We start from the raw sequence: 15,172 nt of genomic DNA, 5'->3' as shown, positions 1-15,172 counted from the left end.
AGTCACCCAAACAAACAGGGACATCAATATTAGGTGATTCATAATCTTGCTTGGTTATTTAATTGATTTGAGGTTAATTTTCAATTTTATATTGTGATGTATAATTTGAATCTGTCTTGCTGTTGGTCCCTCTGTATCCTCAAATAAAAAATCAACTTTTCCTTTTCCTCCTTTTGCCCTGACAACTTTTTTCAACTGCTCATTTTCAAAAAAATAAAAATGGGAATGCCTATCCAACATGGTCTCAAAAATATGGAAATTATTCTGTCCATAAACATCCTCCACTTCCATTGGACTTTTAAGCAACACCCAAAAATCATCCCTTAAAATATTGATGAACATTTTTCTATCCAATTCCTCCAAAATATAGTTCACAGAGAACTCCTCATTTTCAAAAGAGAAATCAAACAATTTATTGCCCATTTCGGTAGTAAAGGCTACTCTGTGCTTATTGTCACCAAGTTTTTTAACAATGAATAAACCTCCAAAAGTTTTGCCATACACCTCTATATTGGCCTTGTAAACATAATCCTTGGTTTCGTTGGAGAAATATAGATTTTCAATTGAAGGCTGCAAGGCCTCCCTTTGAAATCCATTCCTTTTTGGATAAGAGCCGCAGGACACCAAGAAAAGCAACCCTAAACTAATGAGCAAACATCTTGTCATCCAATGGGGCATTTAAGACTTTATTACTGAATACAATTTTTGTATAATCGCCAGAAGGTTCAACCATTTTTACCTGAACAACATCGCCTTGTTCATTAAAAGTGATTTGAAATGTTTTGATGAATTTTGAAAACCGAGTATCCTTTGGTGCAAAATACACTTCATCATGATGATCAACCTTGAAATAGGAAATATCAAAAGCTTGGTCATCAAACATATCTCCTTTGACACTTTTAACGATAAGGGCATTTAATTCCTTAAACATTTTATTGGACCCCAGATCCACATTACTTTTTTTGCCTTCATCATCAATATAAAGTGTTTCATTTTTAAAGATAACCTGATATTTAAAAGGTTCTTCATAGGCCCATTTCAACAAGTCAGGTGATTTAAAGGCCATATTTCCCTTGGTCACAATATCCTCCGACAAGAAGTCCATATGTTTATATTGTGTAAAATCGCTCACTATGGAATTGGTCGTCAAAGCCAGGGCCTTTACTTTTTCTTTCAAAGCATTCGCTTCGGCCGAAGTCATTTTGGTTTGGGCCTGTACAGTTCCAACCACAAAAAACAAAATATATAATAGGTTACGCATAAGCTTTTATGTTACACAGCGAATCTACAGAGACAGATTCTAAGTTCTTTTGGCGTAAAAATAACAATAACTGTTCCAAAACCCTTACTGATTTTTCGCTGGTATCGTGCAAAAGAATGACATCCCCCGCTTTTAGTCTTTTGGTAATGCGCCTTAAAATTTGTGCTTCACTAATTGAAGTGGTATCCAAAGAGCGCTTGTTCCATCCAATGGATTGCATTCCCAAAATTTTTAAGGCCTTGGCAATATTTGGATTAGTAACGCCAAATGCAGGACGGTATAGATTCAAGACCAATCCTGAATGTTTTTTGGCAACTGCATTAGTTTGCAACAACTCTGAAACCACCTTAGCAGTAGGTAAAAATCCGAAGCCATTGGTATGTGAGAATGTGTGGTTCCCCACAGTATGACCTTCATCCAAAATACGTTGGAAAATCTCTGGATATGAAGCAATGTGTTTGCCAATACAAAAAAATGTAGCCTTTGCCTTATGAGCTTCTAAAAGATCTAACACTCTTGGCGTAAATTCCGGATTTGGTCCATCATCAAAAGTAATGGCAATTTGATTTTTGGATGGTTTTGAACAGAAATTAATCGAGGTAATGTGATAGTTCCAACCTATGAATGCCGACCCCATGCCCGTTACGATTAACCACAGCAAACCGAATATCAAAAACCACCAAATGGAAATTCCATAAATAGCCGAAACAATCAACAAGCCAATAAAAACAACAGCTGCCGTTATATTTACGGTTTTGAAGTTTAGCATTGCTCCACCAAGGTAAAACTATGATTCTCTCCCCGATATTGATTGTACAACAACACCTGTTTAATCTCCTTCACAGGAAAATCATTGAATCGTAAAACTTCGGGCAAAGCTTGGTTTTTTAACATCTTCGCGGTTACCCAAAACCCAAAAGATGAAGCTGTGTTGAATTCGCCGCACAAATGTTTGTAACACACTTGCGGTGTATTTTGAAACAATCCATTTGCCAAAGTTTCATAATAGCCATCAAATTCTACATCGCCATTATTCCCGAGCACAACAACATCAATATCTTCAGCCGACACACCATTGGCAGACAAAAACGCTTCTGCCTCATTGTTCAATTCAGATTTTGATAAGGTATTGAAAATGGAAACCGACTTTATCTTTCCGTATGAATTCTCATTCCTTTCATTGGATAGTACAAAAAAATTGGCACCTTCACCATAAATAGCACCTTTGGTCTTGGATTGCAATACTTGCAAAACATCCTCTGCTTCCGGTTTTATATGACCAATTATTTTATGAAGCCCTGCAGTATACTCTCCTATTTCATCCACACCGCCAATTAAAATATTTTTGGCTTCATCCAATTCCAACTGCAATTTGGCATCCATCATAGCCGATTCAAAAGACACACTAGAGTGCACATATGTAAAATTATAGCCTTTGCATTGCAACTCCAGAGCAATTTGACCTCCTACCGTATTGTGAGTGGATTGTATAAAAGACGTTGGCGTAAGGTACTGTTCTTTATTATCCAGAATCGCGCTGAGAAATTTCTCCGAATCTCTCAAACAGCCCATCCCTGTTCCTGTAATAATGGCATCTACTTCCTCCAAACCTGCGTCCTGAAGGGCTATTTTGGAAGCCACTACTCCCATCTTGATGCCCTTTGCCATCCTACGGGCAGCCGCAGGTGGGATATAATCCTTGTAGTTAGGATCTACTACGGGCAGTATTTGTTCTTGATAAGAGACCACCTCACTTAAAAACTCATTGTTATCATAAGTTTTTTGTGCTGAAATAGATCCTACACTGTTGATATATACATTTTTCATTAGGCTTCTTTTGAAAATATCACGGTGGAACAATTTCCTCCAAAACCAAACGAATTGGACATTACCGTATGTAATTCCTTAGATTTTAAACTTACCTCTGGACGAATATCAAAAGCTTCCATGGGCATTTTAAAGTTTAGGTTGGGAAAAATCGTATTATGCTGAAGTGCCAAAATAGAATACACAGCTTCTATAGCTCCAGCAGCAGCCAAAGTATGGCCTGTATAAGCCTTGGTTGAACTAAATTCCGGAACGGCATCCCCAAAGACTCTTATAATGGCACGGCCTTCAGACAAATCGTTGTTTCCTGTTGCTGTACCATGGGCATTGATGTAATCTATATCCTTAGGCTCCAAGCCTGCTACCTCAAGTGCCTTTTCCATGGCCAAGGTTGCACCGTCCCCATTCTCTGATGAGGCGGTTTGGTGAAAAGCGTCATTGGCATTCCCATAACCTTTTACGTAAGCTAATACAGGTTTATTTTCAGCTTTAACCACAGCATCCGATTCCAACACCAAATACGCAGCAGCCTCTCCCAAATTCAAGCCTTTACGGTGTTCATCAAAAGGCGTGTTATAAGTATCGGACAGAATCATCAAAGTTTTAAATCCGTTGATGGTAAACATCGACAAACAATCTGCCCCTCCAACAACCACTCGATCCAACTGTCCTGATTTAATCAATCTGGCACCAAACATAATGGCATTGGCCGCTGAAGAACATGCTGTACTAATAGTAGTTACCACCCCCTTCAAGATGCCCAACTGTTCTGCGATTTTTTGGGTAGAATCCCCTGCATGATGACCATCAATATACTTTTGAACAGCTGTATTTGTTGGATATTCGTAATAATATTTTTCGGTCATATCCATTCCACCAACACTAGTGGCAGAAATCAAACCTGTTTTGTATTTGGTGATATCCGTTATGCCCGCACTGTTCACGGCCTGTTTGGCAGCTACGGCTCCAAGAAGAGCCGTACGGGAATAATTGTTTTCTGGAGACAGGCCCATTTGCGAAATGAACTCTTGGTTTGTCGTGGCAATTTCGCCAACCATGATGTCACCCTTATGAATGGTATCGATCTTGGAAATCCTTGAAATTCCTTTCTTTCCCGCAATCAAAGATTGGTAATTTTCATCCACATTGTTTCCAATGGCAGATACAATACCCATTCCAGTTATGGCTACCCCTTTCCCCATTAAGTATGATTACTTGGTTCTGTTTTCTGAAATGTAGGCTGCCATGGTATTGATAGATTCAAAAATGGCACGTCCCTCTTTTGGATCGGTAAGCTTAATTCCGTAGTTTTTATCGAGCATCACAATCAATTCCAAGGCGTCGATTGAGTCCAACCCCAAACCATCGCCAAAAAGCATATCGTCATCTGCAATATCTGCAACAACCATATCTTCCAAATTTAATTGCTCTATAATGTTCTCTTTCAATTCTTGTTTTAAAGCTTCCATATTATGTATTGTATAATTTTAAAATTTGTTGATTTGTATGGGGTTTTCCTTCTTTTTCAGAAACCAAATACAAAAATGCCTCATAGCTATCGGAATCAAAATCTACCCATCCGCAAAGCACTTGGTCAGCCTTTCCTGTTTCCAAGAGATTAGATGCGGAAGTAAACAAATGATCGGTATTGATTCTGTCAAATATAAAAAAACTATTTTCAGAATACAGTTTATATTTAATACTAATCTCGCCTATGCAAATATTAGGCAGAGTGTACACAAACACCGCTGGACTAGGGTAATAATTATCTTTATCTTGAATGGAGGCTTGATGCGCTCTATCAGTATCCAAGCTAGAGGCTCTATTGGACAAGACTATAGCAATATTGTTATCTGCCTCAAGATTTAAGTTTTCATTTTTAAGAAGTACCTCAGCTGTTAAAAAAGCCAATTTGCTCAAATTATCCATCTTAAAAAACTTGGGGTATTTCACCCCTAATGCTTTATACGCCGCTTTGATGAATTCTGAAAATTCAGTATGGGAGCCTTCATAAAGATGTTGACCGTTCAAGGTTACTTTTCTTCCTCTTATGGAGGCATATGAACTTATATTAAATGGGGCATTCATGATTTTATTTCTTTTGGCAAACCAACATGGTATGGTATTCCCCTAAAGGTTTGTCTTCTTTGACTACAAGACCAGCATTGTCTATAACTTCCAACAATTCTTTGGCTTGGTACATTTTACTATTACCGTTGGCCAATACCGTAAAATACAGCGAAGTAGCCTCTAAAATAAACTTAGCGTTATCGAAACGTTGACGATCGGTAAAGGTTTCTACAATGATAAGTTCGGCATTCTTGTCCATGGACTTGGCGCAGACGGATAAAATGTTTTCTATTTCTGATTTTGAAAAACAATCCAAAAATTGACACAACCATATAGTATCTGCTCCAGTTGGAATTTTAGGATCTTTGGAAAGCCAATCTATTTCATAGGCGGACACGCGATCCTGAACACCAGCCTCTTCTGCATTGGCCATCGCTTTCGCCAATTGCCCTGGAAGATCAATCATGGTCACCTTTACATCGTTGTTGAATTTACTGCAACGAATGGAAAACTTTCCTGTATTGGCACCTATATCAAATATATGCTTGCGTTCTTTGGAAAACAACATCTCCAAAGCTTCAGAAAAAATATCATCGGAATAATGATGATCAAATTCAAACCAAGCCTTTTGTTGTTGAGGCGTTAATTTAGACAAGCCTTCGTAAATGGTACTCCAACTCCCCAACTCCTTCAAACCTTCGGGCTTTCCAGTTTTAATGGCTTCATCTAAATGAAATAGCCCTTTATAACAAACATCTTGCGTAAAATTAATATTGACATTTACCGTTTCATTGTAAGTAAGAAAATATCCGGTCGTAGTCACTTCATAATTCCCCAATTCGTTTCTCTCCACAATATCTGAGCTTTCGGCAATTTCCAACAAGACCCCAACCCCATAAGCACTCAAAGACAATTCTTCCGCAATAGCTTCCAGAGAAATCCCTCCTTTTTTTCTATGTTGAAAAATTTTATCAAAAACCCCCAATTTACGAAGGGATACAACAGCTTGAAATACAAAGGGTGCAAAGGCAATTTTATGAGCTTCCTCGAGGGCGTCGATTGCTTTAATTGAATTGTTTGCCATAGTTTACGGTTTATTGAGCTAGTTTTTGAAAAATTACAGCCGTATTACAACCTCCAAAACCAGAGGCTGTTTTTAAAAAGGTCTGTATGTTATGTTGTCTTGTGTAATTTATAACATTTATTGGTTGGGTGACACCCATTGTTTCAAAACCTAAGGATTTATACAAGGTATTGTTGTGTGCCGAATGCATCCCAATAATGGTTTCTAACAATCCCGAAGCTCCCAAAGTGTGCCCAAAATACCCCTTCAAACTATTCAATGGCGCCTCCTGCAATCCCATCCTGTTAAAAGCAATGGCTTCCATTTCATCATTGAACAAAGTTGCCGTTCCATGGGCCGAGATATAATCTATCTCTTCTGGTTGAATTTTCGCCTCCCTAAATGCGGTTTGCATACTTCTATAAAGTCCTTCTCCCGTTCTTGAAGGTCCTGAAATATGATTGGCGTCATTACAAGAGCCTTCCCCTAAAATCACCATGGCCTCATCTGGCAACCCACTATCATCCTTTGTCACCAAAATACTCGCCGCCACTTCACCTATATTAATACCTTTTCTATACTTGTCGTAGGGTTTACACAGTTCATTGCTCATAGCTTGAAAGGAATTGAATCCAGACAAGATAAACTCACTGACTACATCCCCACTTACTACAAATACATGGTCATATACATTTTGTTCAATATATCTTTTGGCAAGAGCAACCGATAAAATTCCAGACACACAGGCATTGGAAACAACAATGGCATCGTTTTTAAATCCAAAGAACTCTTTTACAACCTTTCCCAACTCACTTAAATAAGCTCTTTCCTTCGGAAATGGACTATTGGCATCCAATACATCAATATTGCCTTTGGTGGTTGAAATCATTAATCCAACACGTTCATCCAAAGCAATCTTGGAAGACTTGATAATCTTGTCTAAAGAAACCATCATCATCTGTTCTAACCGAGTGTATTTTTCCTTAGGTTTTAATTCTCGAAATGCTGATTGCAATTGTTCAGTATTCACCAAAGATGAAAAAAACGGTTCAGCGTGTAAAGCTTTATTTTCAACCAGACCAAGTCCTGTAACTTCAGACTTCACCTTTTCAACTACAGATGTACTGTCAAAGCCTAAAGCCGAAACAATATTGTTATGTGACACATAGACCTTATTCATCCAGTAGCCCCACTTTTTGTTTCCATTCCATAAAAAATGGAGGAATATTTAAAGACAAGTCTCCTTCTCCTATCTTATCTACAAACACCTGAATGGTCTCACCTGTGCACACCAATTGCTGATTCTGGTTATATATTTCATAACGAAACACCATTTTAGCTGCAGGTGTATCCACATAAATGGTTTTAACAGTGGCCACATCGCCGTACTTCAACGGTAGCTTATGGTCTGTACTAGATTTTACGATAGGTGTAGCATACCCATGCTCTTTTTGGTCCAAATATGAAATTCCGTGCTCTCTTCCGAAAGCTTCCCTTCCATCTTCAAAATACTGAATGTAATTGCCGTGCCACACAATGCCCAAGGGATCAGTTTCCACAAAACGCACTCTCACCTCACTCACGTGCACAATTTCTTTCTGTTTAGACAGCATTTTTCTTTTCATTATAAACAATGGCAATTATGGTAGTTAATATAAAAAATATAAAAAGTAATGTTATTTCTGGAACAATATCCATCAAGCTGGCCTGACGCAAAAACACGTCGTAAAAGGCATTCAAACCCCAATTCATTGGAGAAATATTGGATAGCACTTGCATGAACTTAGGCATGATAAACACTGGCACCCAAACACCTCCCACTGCGGCCAATATCACAACAAAAGTCGCCCCAAAAGGAGCCGATTGTTCTTGGGTTTTTGCCAAGGTTCCCAACAGCAAACCTAAGCCAATTGCAGCCAAGCCCGAAAAAAGAGCCACTACAAACAACAAAGGTAAACGTCCAGACACATCCAAAGCCGGAAGCCCCATGGCAGGGAACACATATACCCCGACCAACAACATCAACACAAACTGAATGAGGCACACTAGCAAATACAAGATAGTTTTTCCTCCCAATACAGTAGCGTAGGAAACAGGGTTGGTTCGTAATCGAACAAAAGTTCCCTGGCTTTTTTCCTTGACCATATTAATGGACAGAGGAACAATGATAAAAAAGATGGCGAACAACGTCCAAGCTGGCACATTATGCTGTACCGAATTAGGCAACACATCCCGGCCTTCAATCTTTGGTAGAATCTCCGTAAACGTGATAAAATTTTCGGTTTCAAAAATGGCTTCCTCAGGGTTGTCCGAAATCTGCTCTTGAAATGCTTTGTAAATAGATTGTGTCTCTATTTTTGATATCATTTTATCAATCCCATTTTTTACCGAACTTTTAAAAGACTGTTGGGTGGCAGGATCGAAATATAGCTTCACTTCTTTATTTTCCACATCAGGCTTTGGCAAGGAATCGGCTTCTTCTCCCATCACTTTCGCCATGATTCCATCCACATTATTGCTGATTTTTTGATGCAAATCCTCTGTCAATTTCTCGGGGATGATTACAGCCAATTGATACTCGCCTTTGGACACCAAGTTTTTGGCTTCCTCTTCGGTTTGCTTTTCAATAACCTCAAAAGAATTGGAATCTTCCAAACCTTCCAACATGGTTTTTGCTACGTCACCATGATCCTTATCCACAATCAAAATTGGAATCTTAATATCCTTTACGGTTTGAAAGGTGCTATCTTGAATCAAGGTGATAGTAATGATAAGCACCAGGGGCATGACAAACAAAATGGCCACCCCTCCCATATCTCTGATGAGCAACAAAAACTCTTTATATGTGCTTGCCCATAATTTATGCATGGTCCCGAAGTGCTTTTCCCGTTAAACTTAAAAACACATCCTCAAGGCTATGAGCGCCTTCGTTAGTATGAATTAAATGTGCAGGCTCTCCTTCTACTATAATTTTTCCATGGTCTATAATGGCCACTTTAGTACAGAAGTTTTCAGCTTCATTAAGGTGATGCGACGTGTAAATAATTGTGGTGCCTTTGGCATTAAGCTCTTGAAGAAACTGAATAATGACATTTTTGGATTGCACATCCACACCAACTGTTGGCTCATCCAAAAACAATACTTTTGGTTCGTGAAGAATGCTTGCAATCAAGTTTACGCGACGCTTCATACCGCCCGAAAAAGTCTCGATTCGTTTGTTAGCGAATTTCCCCAAGCCCAAATGCTCTAAAAAATTGGTGATTTTATCATGCAACTCCTTTCCTTTTAACCCATACATACTTCCAAAATATTGAAGATTTTCAAAGGCGGTCAAGGAAGGATACAAAGCATATTCCTGAGGAACAATACCTATCAATTGCTTTAATTTTCTTTTGTTTTCTTTATAGGTTAAACCATCAATTGAGAACGTCCCCGAAGTAGGTTTTATCAAGGCACATAACATGGAAATCAACGTAGTTTTTCCAGCTCCATTGGGCCCCAGAAGACCAAAAATTTCTCTTTCAGCAATGTGCAAATCCAAGTCAAGAACCGAATAATTATCGGCTCCTTTGTACTTTTTGGATATGTGCTGGATAGAAATCATTTGCCTTAAATAGTTTTTTTTAATTTTTTAAAGAATGTTTCTTCTCTATCTGCAATATGCTCCAACTGTGTAGCTACTTTTACATAAGCGTCCACCTGGGCACTTCGATTTTTATAAATTCTGGAAGCTTCCAATGCAAAATCCCGCCATAAATCGCCTATTTCAGTAATTTCTTTGGAAAGCACTTCCAATTCTGGATTGTTCAAAATGCCACTTGCTTCCTGTAAAAATGCCCCATAGATATACCTAAAGCCTCCGCCTCCGGTACCAATCTCTTCCTGCATTCTAACTATTTGGCCTAAATAGTGATTGGCAAGTTTGACACCCTTAGTTTTTGGCCATTTTTTGATGAGCCTTGCCGTATAGCGAATACCTTTTACACCAATGAGCGGCATAGGCGCCAACATATCTTTACAAGTATGCTTGATGCCTTTCACAATGGCACTTTGAATCTTCAGTTTTTCAGGAAAATCTACAGGATAATAGATTTGACCTTTGGGTGCAAAAGCTCCTTTGGCAAACCGAACTTTTTCAAGTTCCTTATCGGTTAAGGTAGTAACGGTTTCCATAACAGGATCACTAATCAGATACGTTTGATCTTCCTTTCCATAAACCACCAAATTATGGGCATTGAAATGAAAGCGGTAATCATCTGGAAAATACACGAGATTATACACCCCTACCTGTAAGCCTACTGGATTGTTATTGTTCAGGTTTTCATCTAATCTTACCTTTGCCAACTTTGGATCCTTAAATTTTTCACGCTTAATTTTAATACCAACGCGCTTGGCAAAGCGTTTGAAAATAATCCCAGGTAAGGCACGGTAAGTAAAGGCCGGTGCATGATTCACCTTTATAAAAGGCACATAACAAAAAAACAACCCCGAACCAATACCAAAGGCAAGAGGTTCACTGATATCGAACCCGTGATGCCTCATCAAATTAGAGATCACACCATTTTCACAATGTGCCGATTGTTGGTGCTTAAATTCAATTTTCATCTGGGGTATTATTTTTTATCTCTGGGGTTTTATATAATGTAATATCTTTCAATGTTTCCAAGGATACATCAAACACCTCGGCATACCGCTGTAACATTTTATTGGAAAGCCCTTGAAACACCTTAGGTTTAAAGTGACGTTTCACCCGCCATTGCCAAAGACCAACATAACTTGCCAAAATAGACAGGTCCATTTTATGGGATTCCATATAAAACTCTATAGGACTTGTTTGATTGTTAAGAACACGTTCTTTGGCATTCGAAATCCGATTTTGAATTTCCTCAATGGCATTATTCAAGGCTATGGTTTTAGGATCCCAACCAGAACTCAAGGCCGTCGTATATTTACCATCTTCTCCAACGGCATAGCACAGTTCCTTTTGGTTTGTAGACTGAATGTTACTTTCATCCTGGGGTACCTCTTCCTTTTTCATGACCTCTACTCTGTTTCTTGAATAAACAAATTCATTTCACAAGTTAGCAGTGTATTCTCTCCTTGGCAAACACTACATTCAAAAGTGCAAATGCTATAATTATCGGAATCAAATCTAGATTTTAGAACAGCCTCCGAAACAATGGTTTCTTCAACTTTTGGGCACTCATAAATTAGCACCTTTTTAATAGCACTAATAAAGCCAATCAGTTTATTTTCTGGCTTCGCTTCTTCTTGGTTGGTATAATAACTTTTCCCTACAATGGCCGAACAGGTTTGAGCGGCATGTTCTACCATTCCTACCTCATTAAAAACTCCGTTTTCGACAAAAATATTATCTAGCTTGATTTCAAAAGACGTAGACACATGCTCATCGCTGATGGAAAGCACATAATCTACCATCAGGAATGGCGGCCTGTGCGGCAAAAATTGAGAAATATCCAAAGCCTTAAAAACCTCCATTAGCCAGCAATAACCGTTTTCATTTCACCTGAGGCAATTTCCTCTCCTTCGGCATTATATACTTTTACATTCACCATGGTCACTCCCATAATTTCATGTAAAATCATGGCTTTTGTAGTAACGGTATCACCTACCACTGGCAACTTTTTTATGCTCGTTTTTTTAATGGAACCAATATATCCCGTTGGCGCTTCTTCTCCCCTGCGATAATAATCATAGCCCGTATGCAAGGCCACCGTTTGCGCCATGTTTTCCACCAAGCCAGGTTCTGTAAACCCTCCTTGAACCGTCATGATATTATCTTCCAAAATAGTAAAAGACGATACAACTTCTGTTTTAGAAAATTCTTTAAGCGCATCTACCATCACAAAGGGATATCGTTGTGGAATCAATGGCAGTACATCGGTAATTGGAAACTCGTTTTCAACCATATTAGCACACTGTTAAAAATGCATATGCATATGAAAAACGGGCACTCTCTGGAACCGACAATAAAATCTTGTCGCCTTTTTTCAATTTTCCAGAATTCACCAATTCATCCAACATAATATAAATAGAAGCCGACCCCACATTTCCCACAGTCGCCAAATTGGTGAACCAGTTTTCCATAGGAATGTGTACGCCATTGGCTTTCATTTGTTCGTATAAGGAATCTTTAAAATAATAAGAAGAAATATGCGGAAGGAAATAATCGATATCCTCTGGTGCTAAACTATGTTTATCCAAGGCCAATTTCAAGCTGTCTACTCCCTTCTTAAGAATGTGTTGATCCAATAATTTCACATCTTGCTTCGCAGCAAAAATGGATTGCTGACTCCACTCCTCAGAATGATATTCACTCCATCCCTTTAAGGACCCGTCCGTCATTTTATCACCACCAGCATACATGCAAGCTTCCAATTCAAAAGCATACGAATATCCTTCCATCCACTCTATACGCAAAGGGCAATTTCCCTTCGGCTCATTCTCCAACAAAAAAGCTCCAGCGCCGTCAGACAGCATCCATCTCAAAAAATCCTTATTGAAAGCAATAATGGGCTTTTCTTCGAGCTCCTTTAAATGTTCAATTTCGCTAGTATAAATGGTAGCCCTAAACCATGAAGACGTTCGTTCAGACCCTGAACAAACCGCATTATCGGTCTGCCCTGACTTCACAGACAAAAAACCATACTTAAGGGCATTCATTCCAGAACAACAAGCTCCAGAAGGCGAATTGATTTCAGCATTTCCTCCCTTAAGAGCTCCATGTACCATAGAAGCATGGGATGGCAAAATTTGATCTGGACTGGAGGTACCGCAAGACAAAAGTTCAATTTCTTCAGCCGGAAAATTTTCATCACATAAATTTAAGATAGCCTCTTTGGCCAACTCTGCATTATTGTGCGTCACATTTCCCTCATCGTCCAACGCGTAATACCTTGTCTTTATTTGGTTGTTTCTCAAAACTAGTCGGCGTCCCTTGGATGGCACCCCATTAATTTCTCCTAATTTTGCCTCCATTTCATCATTGCTGATAGGGCGGTTAGGCAAAAAATTTGATGTTTTAGTTATGTAAACTTCTTTCATATATTAACTAGGGCCTTCTTATATTATGAAACAGATGAAAAATACACCTTGTCTCTCTTTATCTTCCCATATAGAGGAAGATAGCTTAACAAAAATAGAATAAAAACAACAGGGGCAATAATCCAAATGGCAAATAATAGGTAATATTTAAAAATTTTAATCCAAAAAGGGCGCTTGGATGAATCCTTATTTGATTTGTTTTGAATAAGGTTTGCCCACTTAGAAAACAACACATTGGCACGTTGGTCTGCCACCACCAAAAATGGTTTGATCATGACTGCCCCTTTTGCAAGTAGACCATCCTGAAGACTCGAATATTCGTCTACTTTCAAAGCATTGGAAATAACAGTTCCAAATCTTTCAGACTCTTCTATATCCTTCTGGGACACGCCAGGTTTTGGAAAAATTCCAAGATAGCGCTTCTTTTCTCCCGTAAACATCCATTTTACGATAGTGATGACACTTACGTGATTAATATGTCTATCTACCAAAACAATATTCCCCACCAACTCTGCATTAATGGCTTTTAATTTCTCTTTAACTTTCTCTTGGGCCATCACCCACATATTCCTACAGCCTATAACCGTCACTACCTTGGTATTGGCCAACAACTGTTTTCCTTCCTCACTTTCCAAAAATGAATTGGCAGGAATGGAAGGCGTCAAATACCAAACACTATACCCAAAAATCACTAAGTCATAATCCGTGTTTTTTATAGACAGTGGAATTGGCTTTATTTTTTGTGGAATTTGTAAAAAAGACTCAGGAAAGGCATCCAGAAACTTATTTTTTGGCCACGGAAACGGAAACGGTGTCTCCATTTCAATTTCCAAAAAGTCCACATGATGTCCTTCCGAAATTAAAGGAGCACTAACATTATTGACAATTTCTGTAAGTTGACCCGATTGGGAATAGTGTATTACGAGGACTTTTTTCAAAAATTAATTTTTCCTGTAATTACGGAATAATTAATCAAAAAAAAAATCAAGTTTAGGATTCATTTTCGGTTTTCCAAAAATCGAAGTAATTGAACCATTGTAAGGGATACTTTTCAAGAATCCAGGTTACGCTTTTGGTATATTCATCCAACAAACCAACAGCATCCCTATGCTTGGATTGTGCTTTCCGTGTATACAAATGGTAATGTTTATTGGTTTCTTTCATAACATACACAAACAAAACCGGCACACGCAATCTTGACGCCAGCACAAAGGGTCCAGCAGGAAATTGTGCGGTTTCCCCCAACAACTCATGCTCCATGAATTTAGACCCCTTCACATACCTATCGCCAGTAATGCAAACCAATTCGTTTCGAGCCAAGGCCGCATTAATTTCGAAAATATGGGAAAGATCCTCCTGAATCAAGATGAGCTTAATATTGGATTTTACCGTAACGCTTTCCAAATATTCCTTGATGGCAGTGTGTTCTACATCTGTGGTCAACAAATTGATGGAGGCACAATCTTCCAGTTCTCCAAAAAAGTGTTCGGCGATTTCAAAATTACCCACATGGGCACTGATTAAAATTCCACCTTGTTTCTTTTTAAGTGCTTCTTCCAAAAGCTCAACCCCATCAAATTGGTAAGTAAAATAGTCTTTGAGACCTGAAGAAATAGCCACCTTATCAATGATGGTCTTTCCAAATACATAGTAATTTCTATAAATACAAAGGATACTCTTCCAAAATGAGTACCCTCTTCTTTTTCTAAAATAATAGTAGATGGATTTTGAACTGTCCAATGCAAACAGACAGTAATAGGCAGCTACAAAATAAAGAATAAAATAGGCAGAGCGCACCCCGAATTTCTGCATAAAGAACACAAAAATTCTATATCCAAAAACGGTGCCTCTGGATTTACCCTCCCATTCGGTAGCCATAAAATTTT

General features: G+C 38.5%; 19 protein-coding genes. All 19 read right to left on the bottom strand.

The annotated features are described in order from the left end of the window. Positions 1-54 precede the first annotated feature (54 nt). The 19 genes from ZA06_RS14575 to ZA06_RS14485 are packed head-to-tail and all read right to left on the bottom strand — an operon-like array spanning position 55 to position 15,164. Positions 55-666: a hypothetical protein gene (locus ZA06_RS14575; RefSeq protein WP_053978225.1), complete on the bottom strand. Its 612-nt coding sequence runs from the start codon at positions 664-666 to the stop codon at positions 55-57. Next, positions 644-1,261, bottom strand: a complete 618-nt coding sequence (locus tag ZA06_RS14570; RefSeq protein WP_053978224.1) for a LolA family protein — start codon at positions 1,259-1,261, stop codon at positions 644-646. Before ZA06_RS14570 ends, ZA06_RS14575 begins: the two co-directional genes overlap by 23 nt. Further along, entirely contained in the window at positions 1,254-2,030 is a 777-nt protein-coding gene (locus ZA06_RS14565) for a polysaccharide deacetylase family protein (protein ID WP_053978223.1), read from the bottom strand. Before ZA06_RS14565 ends, ZA06_RS14570 begins: the two co-directional genes overlap by 8 nt. Then, positions 2,024-3,088, bottom strand: a complete 1,065-nt coding sequence (locus ZA06_RS14560) for a beta-ketoacyl synthase N-terminal-like domain-containing protein (protein WP_053978222.1) — start codon at positions 3,086-3,088, stop codon at positions 2,024-2,026. The genes ZA06_RS14565 and ZA06_RS14560 overlap by 7 nt, the downstream gene beginning before the upstream one ends. After that, positions 3,088-4,290 (bottom strand): beta-ketoacyl-[acyl-carrier-protein] synthase family protein, encoded by a 1,203-nt coding sequence (locus ZA06_RS14555; RefSeq protein WP_053978221.1) that lies wholly within the window; start codon positions 4,288-4,290, stop codon positions 3,088-3,090. Before ZA06_RS14555 ends, ZA06_RS14560 begins: the two co-directional genes overlap by 1 nt. 9 nt (positions 4,291-4,299) lie before the next feature. Further along, a complete protein-coding gene (locus tag ZA06_RS14550; RefSeq protein WP_053978220.1) occupies positions 4,300-4,557 on the bottom strand; it encodes a phosphopantetheine-binding protein in 258 nt (85 codons plus the stop codon). Between the two features lies 1 nt (position 4,558). Then, on the bottom strand, positions 4,559-5,176 hold the full coding sequence (locus ZA06_RS14545) for a 3-oxoacyl-ACP synthase (RefSeq protein WP_053978219.1): 618 nt from the start codon (positions 5,174-5,176) through the stop codon (positions 4,559-4,561). A gap of 4 nt (positions 5,177-5,180) precedes the next feature. Then, entirely contained in the window at positions 5,181-6,242 is a 1,062-nt protein-coding gene (locus tag ZA06_RS14540; protein WP_053978218.1) for an SAM-dependent methyltransferase, read from the bottom strand. A 10-nt stretch (positions 6,243-6,252) separates the two neighbouring features. After that, positions 6,253-7,401: a beta-ketoacyl synthase N-terminal-like domain-containing protein gene (locus ZA06_RS14535; RefSeq protein WP_053978217.1), complete on the bottom strand. Its 1,149-nt coding sequence runs from the start codon at positions 7,399-7,401 to the stop codon at positions 6,253-6,255. Beyond that, positions 7,394-7,846 carry an acyl-CoA thioesterase gene (locus tag ZA06_RS14530; RefSeq protein WP_123812082.1) on the bottom strand — a complete coding sequence of 151 codons (453 nt, stop codon included), beginning with the start codon at positions 7,844-7,846 and terminating at the stop codon, positions 7,394-7,396. Before ZA06_RS14530 ends, ZA06_RS14535 begins: the two co-directional genes overlap by 8 nt. Next, entirely contained in the window at positions 7,824-9,089 is a 1,266-nt protein-coding gene (locus ZA06_RS14525) for an ABC transporter permease (protein ID WP_053978216.1), read from the bottom strand. The genes ZA06_RS14530 and ZA06_RS14525 overlap by 23 nt, the downstream gene beginning before the upstream one ends. Then, positions 9,082-9,825, bottom strand: a complete 744-nt coding sequence (locus ZA06_RS14520) for an ABC transporter ATP-binding protein (protein WP_053978215.1) — start codon at positions 9,823-9,825, stop codon at positions 9,082-9,084. The genes ZA06_RS14525 and ZA06_RS14520 overlap by 8 nt, the downstream gene beginning before the upstream one ends. Before the next feature lie 5 nt (positions 9,826-9,830). Continuing rightward, complete coding sequence (locus ZA06_RS14515) at positions 9,831-10,826, bottom strand: BtrH N-terminal domain-containing protein (RefSeq protein ID WP_053978214.1); 996 nt, start codon at positions 10,824-10,826, stop codon at positions 9,831-9,833. After that, entirely contained in the window at positions 10,816-11,259 is a 444-nt protein-coding gene (locus ZA06_RS14510; RefSeq protein WP_053978213.1) for a hypothetical protein, read from the bottom strand. Before ZA06_RS14510 ends, ZA06_RS14515 begins: the two co-directional genes overlap by 11 nt. Before the next feature lie 5 nt (positions 11,260-11,264). Then, positions 11,265-11,720, bottom strand: coding sequence for an ABC transporter permease (locus ZA06_RS14505; protein WP_053978212.1), 456 nt, complete (start codon positions 11,718-11,720; stop codon positions 11,265-11,267). Beyond that, complete coding sequence (locus ZA06_RS14500) at positions 11,720-12,151, bottom strand: FabZ (protein WP_053978211.1); 432 nt, start codon at positions 12,149-12,151, stop codon at positions 11,720-11,722. Before ZA06_RS14500 ends, ZA06_RS14505 begins: the two co-directional genes overlap by 1 nt. A 1-nt stretch (position 12,152) precedes the next feature. Next, positions 12,153-13,286 (bottom strand): beta-ketoacyl-ACP synthase III, encoded by a 1,134-nt coding sequence (locus ZA06_RS14495; RefSeq protein ID WP_053978210.1) that lies wholly within the window; start codon positions 13,284-13,286, stop codon positions 12,153-12,155. Positions 13,287-13,309: 23 nt separating this feature from the next. Next, positions 13,310-14,224 carry a hypothetical protein gene (locus ZA06_RS14490; RefSeq protein ID WP_053978209.1) on the bottom strand — a complete coding sequence of 305 codons (915 nt, stop codon included), beginning with the start codon at positions 14,222-14,224 and terminating at the stop codon, positions 13,310-13,312. Positions 14,225-14,276: 52 nt separating this feature from the next. Continuing rightward, on the bottom strand, positions 14,277-15,164 hold the full coding sequence (locus ZA06_RS14485) for an LpxL/LpxP family acyltransferase (protein WP_053978208.1): 888 nt from the start codon (positions 15,162-15,164) through the stop codon (positions 14,277-14,279). Between the last annotated feature and the right edge of the window lie 8 nt (positions 15,165-15,172).

The sequence above is a fragment of the Mangrovimonas xylaniphaga genome (assembly GCF_001280435.1).
Lineage (GTDB): Bacteria > Bacteroidota > Bacteroidia > Flavobacteriales > Flavobacteriaceae > Mangrovimonas_A > Mangrovimonas_A xylaniphaga.
Note: the sequence above shows the minus strand (reverse complement) of the source record. Positions and strands in the feature narration are given on the sequence as shown.

What these genes read in the sequence shown, in the direction of transcription:
- ZA06_RS14565 (WP_053978223.1), bottom strand. Translation starts at nt 2,030, where the DNA reads ATGCTAAACTTCAAAACCGTAAATATAACGGCAGCTGTTGTTTTTATT.
- ZA06_RS14495 (WP_053978210.1), bottom strand. Translation starts at nt 13,286, where the DNA reads ATGAAAGAAGTTTACATAACTAAAACATCAAATTTTTTGCCTAACCGC.
- ZA06_RS14550 (WP_053978220.1), bottom strand. Translation starts at nt 4,557, where the DNA reads ATGGAAGCTTTAAAACAAGAATTGAAAGAGAACATTATAGAGCAATTA.
- ZA06_RS14540 (WP_053978218.1), bottom strand. Translation starts at nt 6,242, where the DNA reads ATGGCAAACAATTCAATTAAAGCAATCGACGCCCTCGAGGAAGCTCAT.
- ZA06_RS14525 (WP_053978216.1), bottom strand. Translation starts at nt 9,089, where the DNA reads ATGCATAAATTATGGGCAAGCACATATAAAGAGTTTTTGTTGCTCATC.
- ZA06_RS14500 (WP_053978211.1), bottom strand. Translation starts at nt 12,151, where the DNA reads ATGGTTGAAAACGAGTTTCCAATTACCGATGTACTGCCATTGATTCCA.
- ZA06_RS14570 (WP_053978224.1), bottom strand. Translation starts at nt 1,261, where the DNA reads ATGCGTAACCTATTATATATTTTGTTTTTTGTGGTTGGAACTGTACAG.
- ZA06_RS14545 (WP_053978219.1), bottom strand. Translation starts at nt 5,176, where the DNA reads ATGAATGCCCCATTTAATATAAGTTCATATGCCTCCATAAGAGGAAGA.
- ZA06_RS14535 (WP_053978217.1), bottom strand. Translation starts at nt 7,401, where the DNA reads ATGAATAAGGTCTATGTGTCACATAACAATATTGTTTCGGCTTTAGGC.
- ZA06_RS14530 (WP_123812082.1), bottom strand. Translation starts at nt 7,846, where the DNA reads ATGAAAAGAAAAATGCTGTCTAAACAGAAAGAAATTGTGCACGTGAGT.
- ZA06_RS14555 (WP_053978221.1), bottom strand. Translation starts at nt 4,290, where the DNA reads ATGGGGAAAGGGGTAGCCATAACTGGAATGGGTATTGTATCTGCCATT.
- ZA06_RS14520 (WP_053978215.1), bottom strand. Translation starts at nt 9,825, where the DNA reads ATGATTTCTATCCAGCACATATCCAAAAAGTACAAAGGAGCCGATAAT.
- ZA06_RS14575 (WP_053978225.1), bottom strand. Translation starts at nt 666, where the DNA reads ATGACAAGATGTTTGCTCATTAGTTTAGGGTTGCTTTTCTTGGTGTCC.
- ZA06_RS14510 (WP_053978213.1), bottom strand. Translation starts at nt 11,259, where the DNA reads ATGAAAAAGGAAGAGGTACCCCAGGATGAAAGTAACATTCAGTCTACA.
- ZA06_RS14485 (WP_053978208.1), bottom strand. Translation starts at nt 15,164, where the DNA reads ATGGCTACCGAATGGGAGGGTAAATCCAGAGGCACCGTTTTTGGATAT.
- ZA06_RS14505 (WP_053978212.1), bottom strand. Translation starts at nt 11,720, where the DNA reads ATGGAGGTTTTTAAGGCTTTGGATATTTCTCAATTTTTGCCGCACAGG.
- ZA06_RS14560 (WP_053978222.1), bottom strand. Translation starts at nt 3,088, where the DNA reads ATGAAAAATGTATATATCAACAGTGTAGGATCTATTTCAGCACAAAAA.
- ZA06_RS14515 (WP_053978214.1), bottom strand. Translation starts at nt 10,826, where the DNA reads ATGAAAATTGAATTTAAGCACCAACAATCGGCACATTGTGAAAATGGT.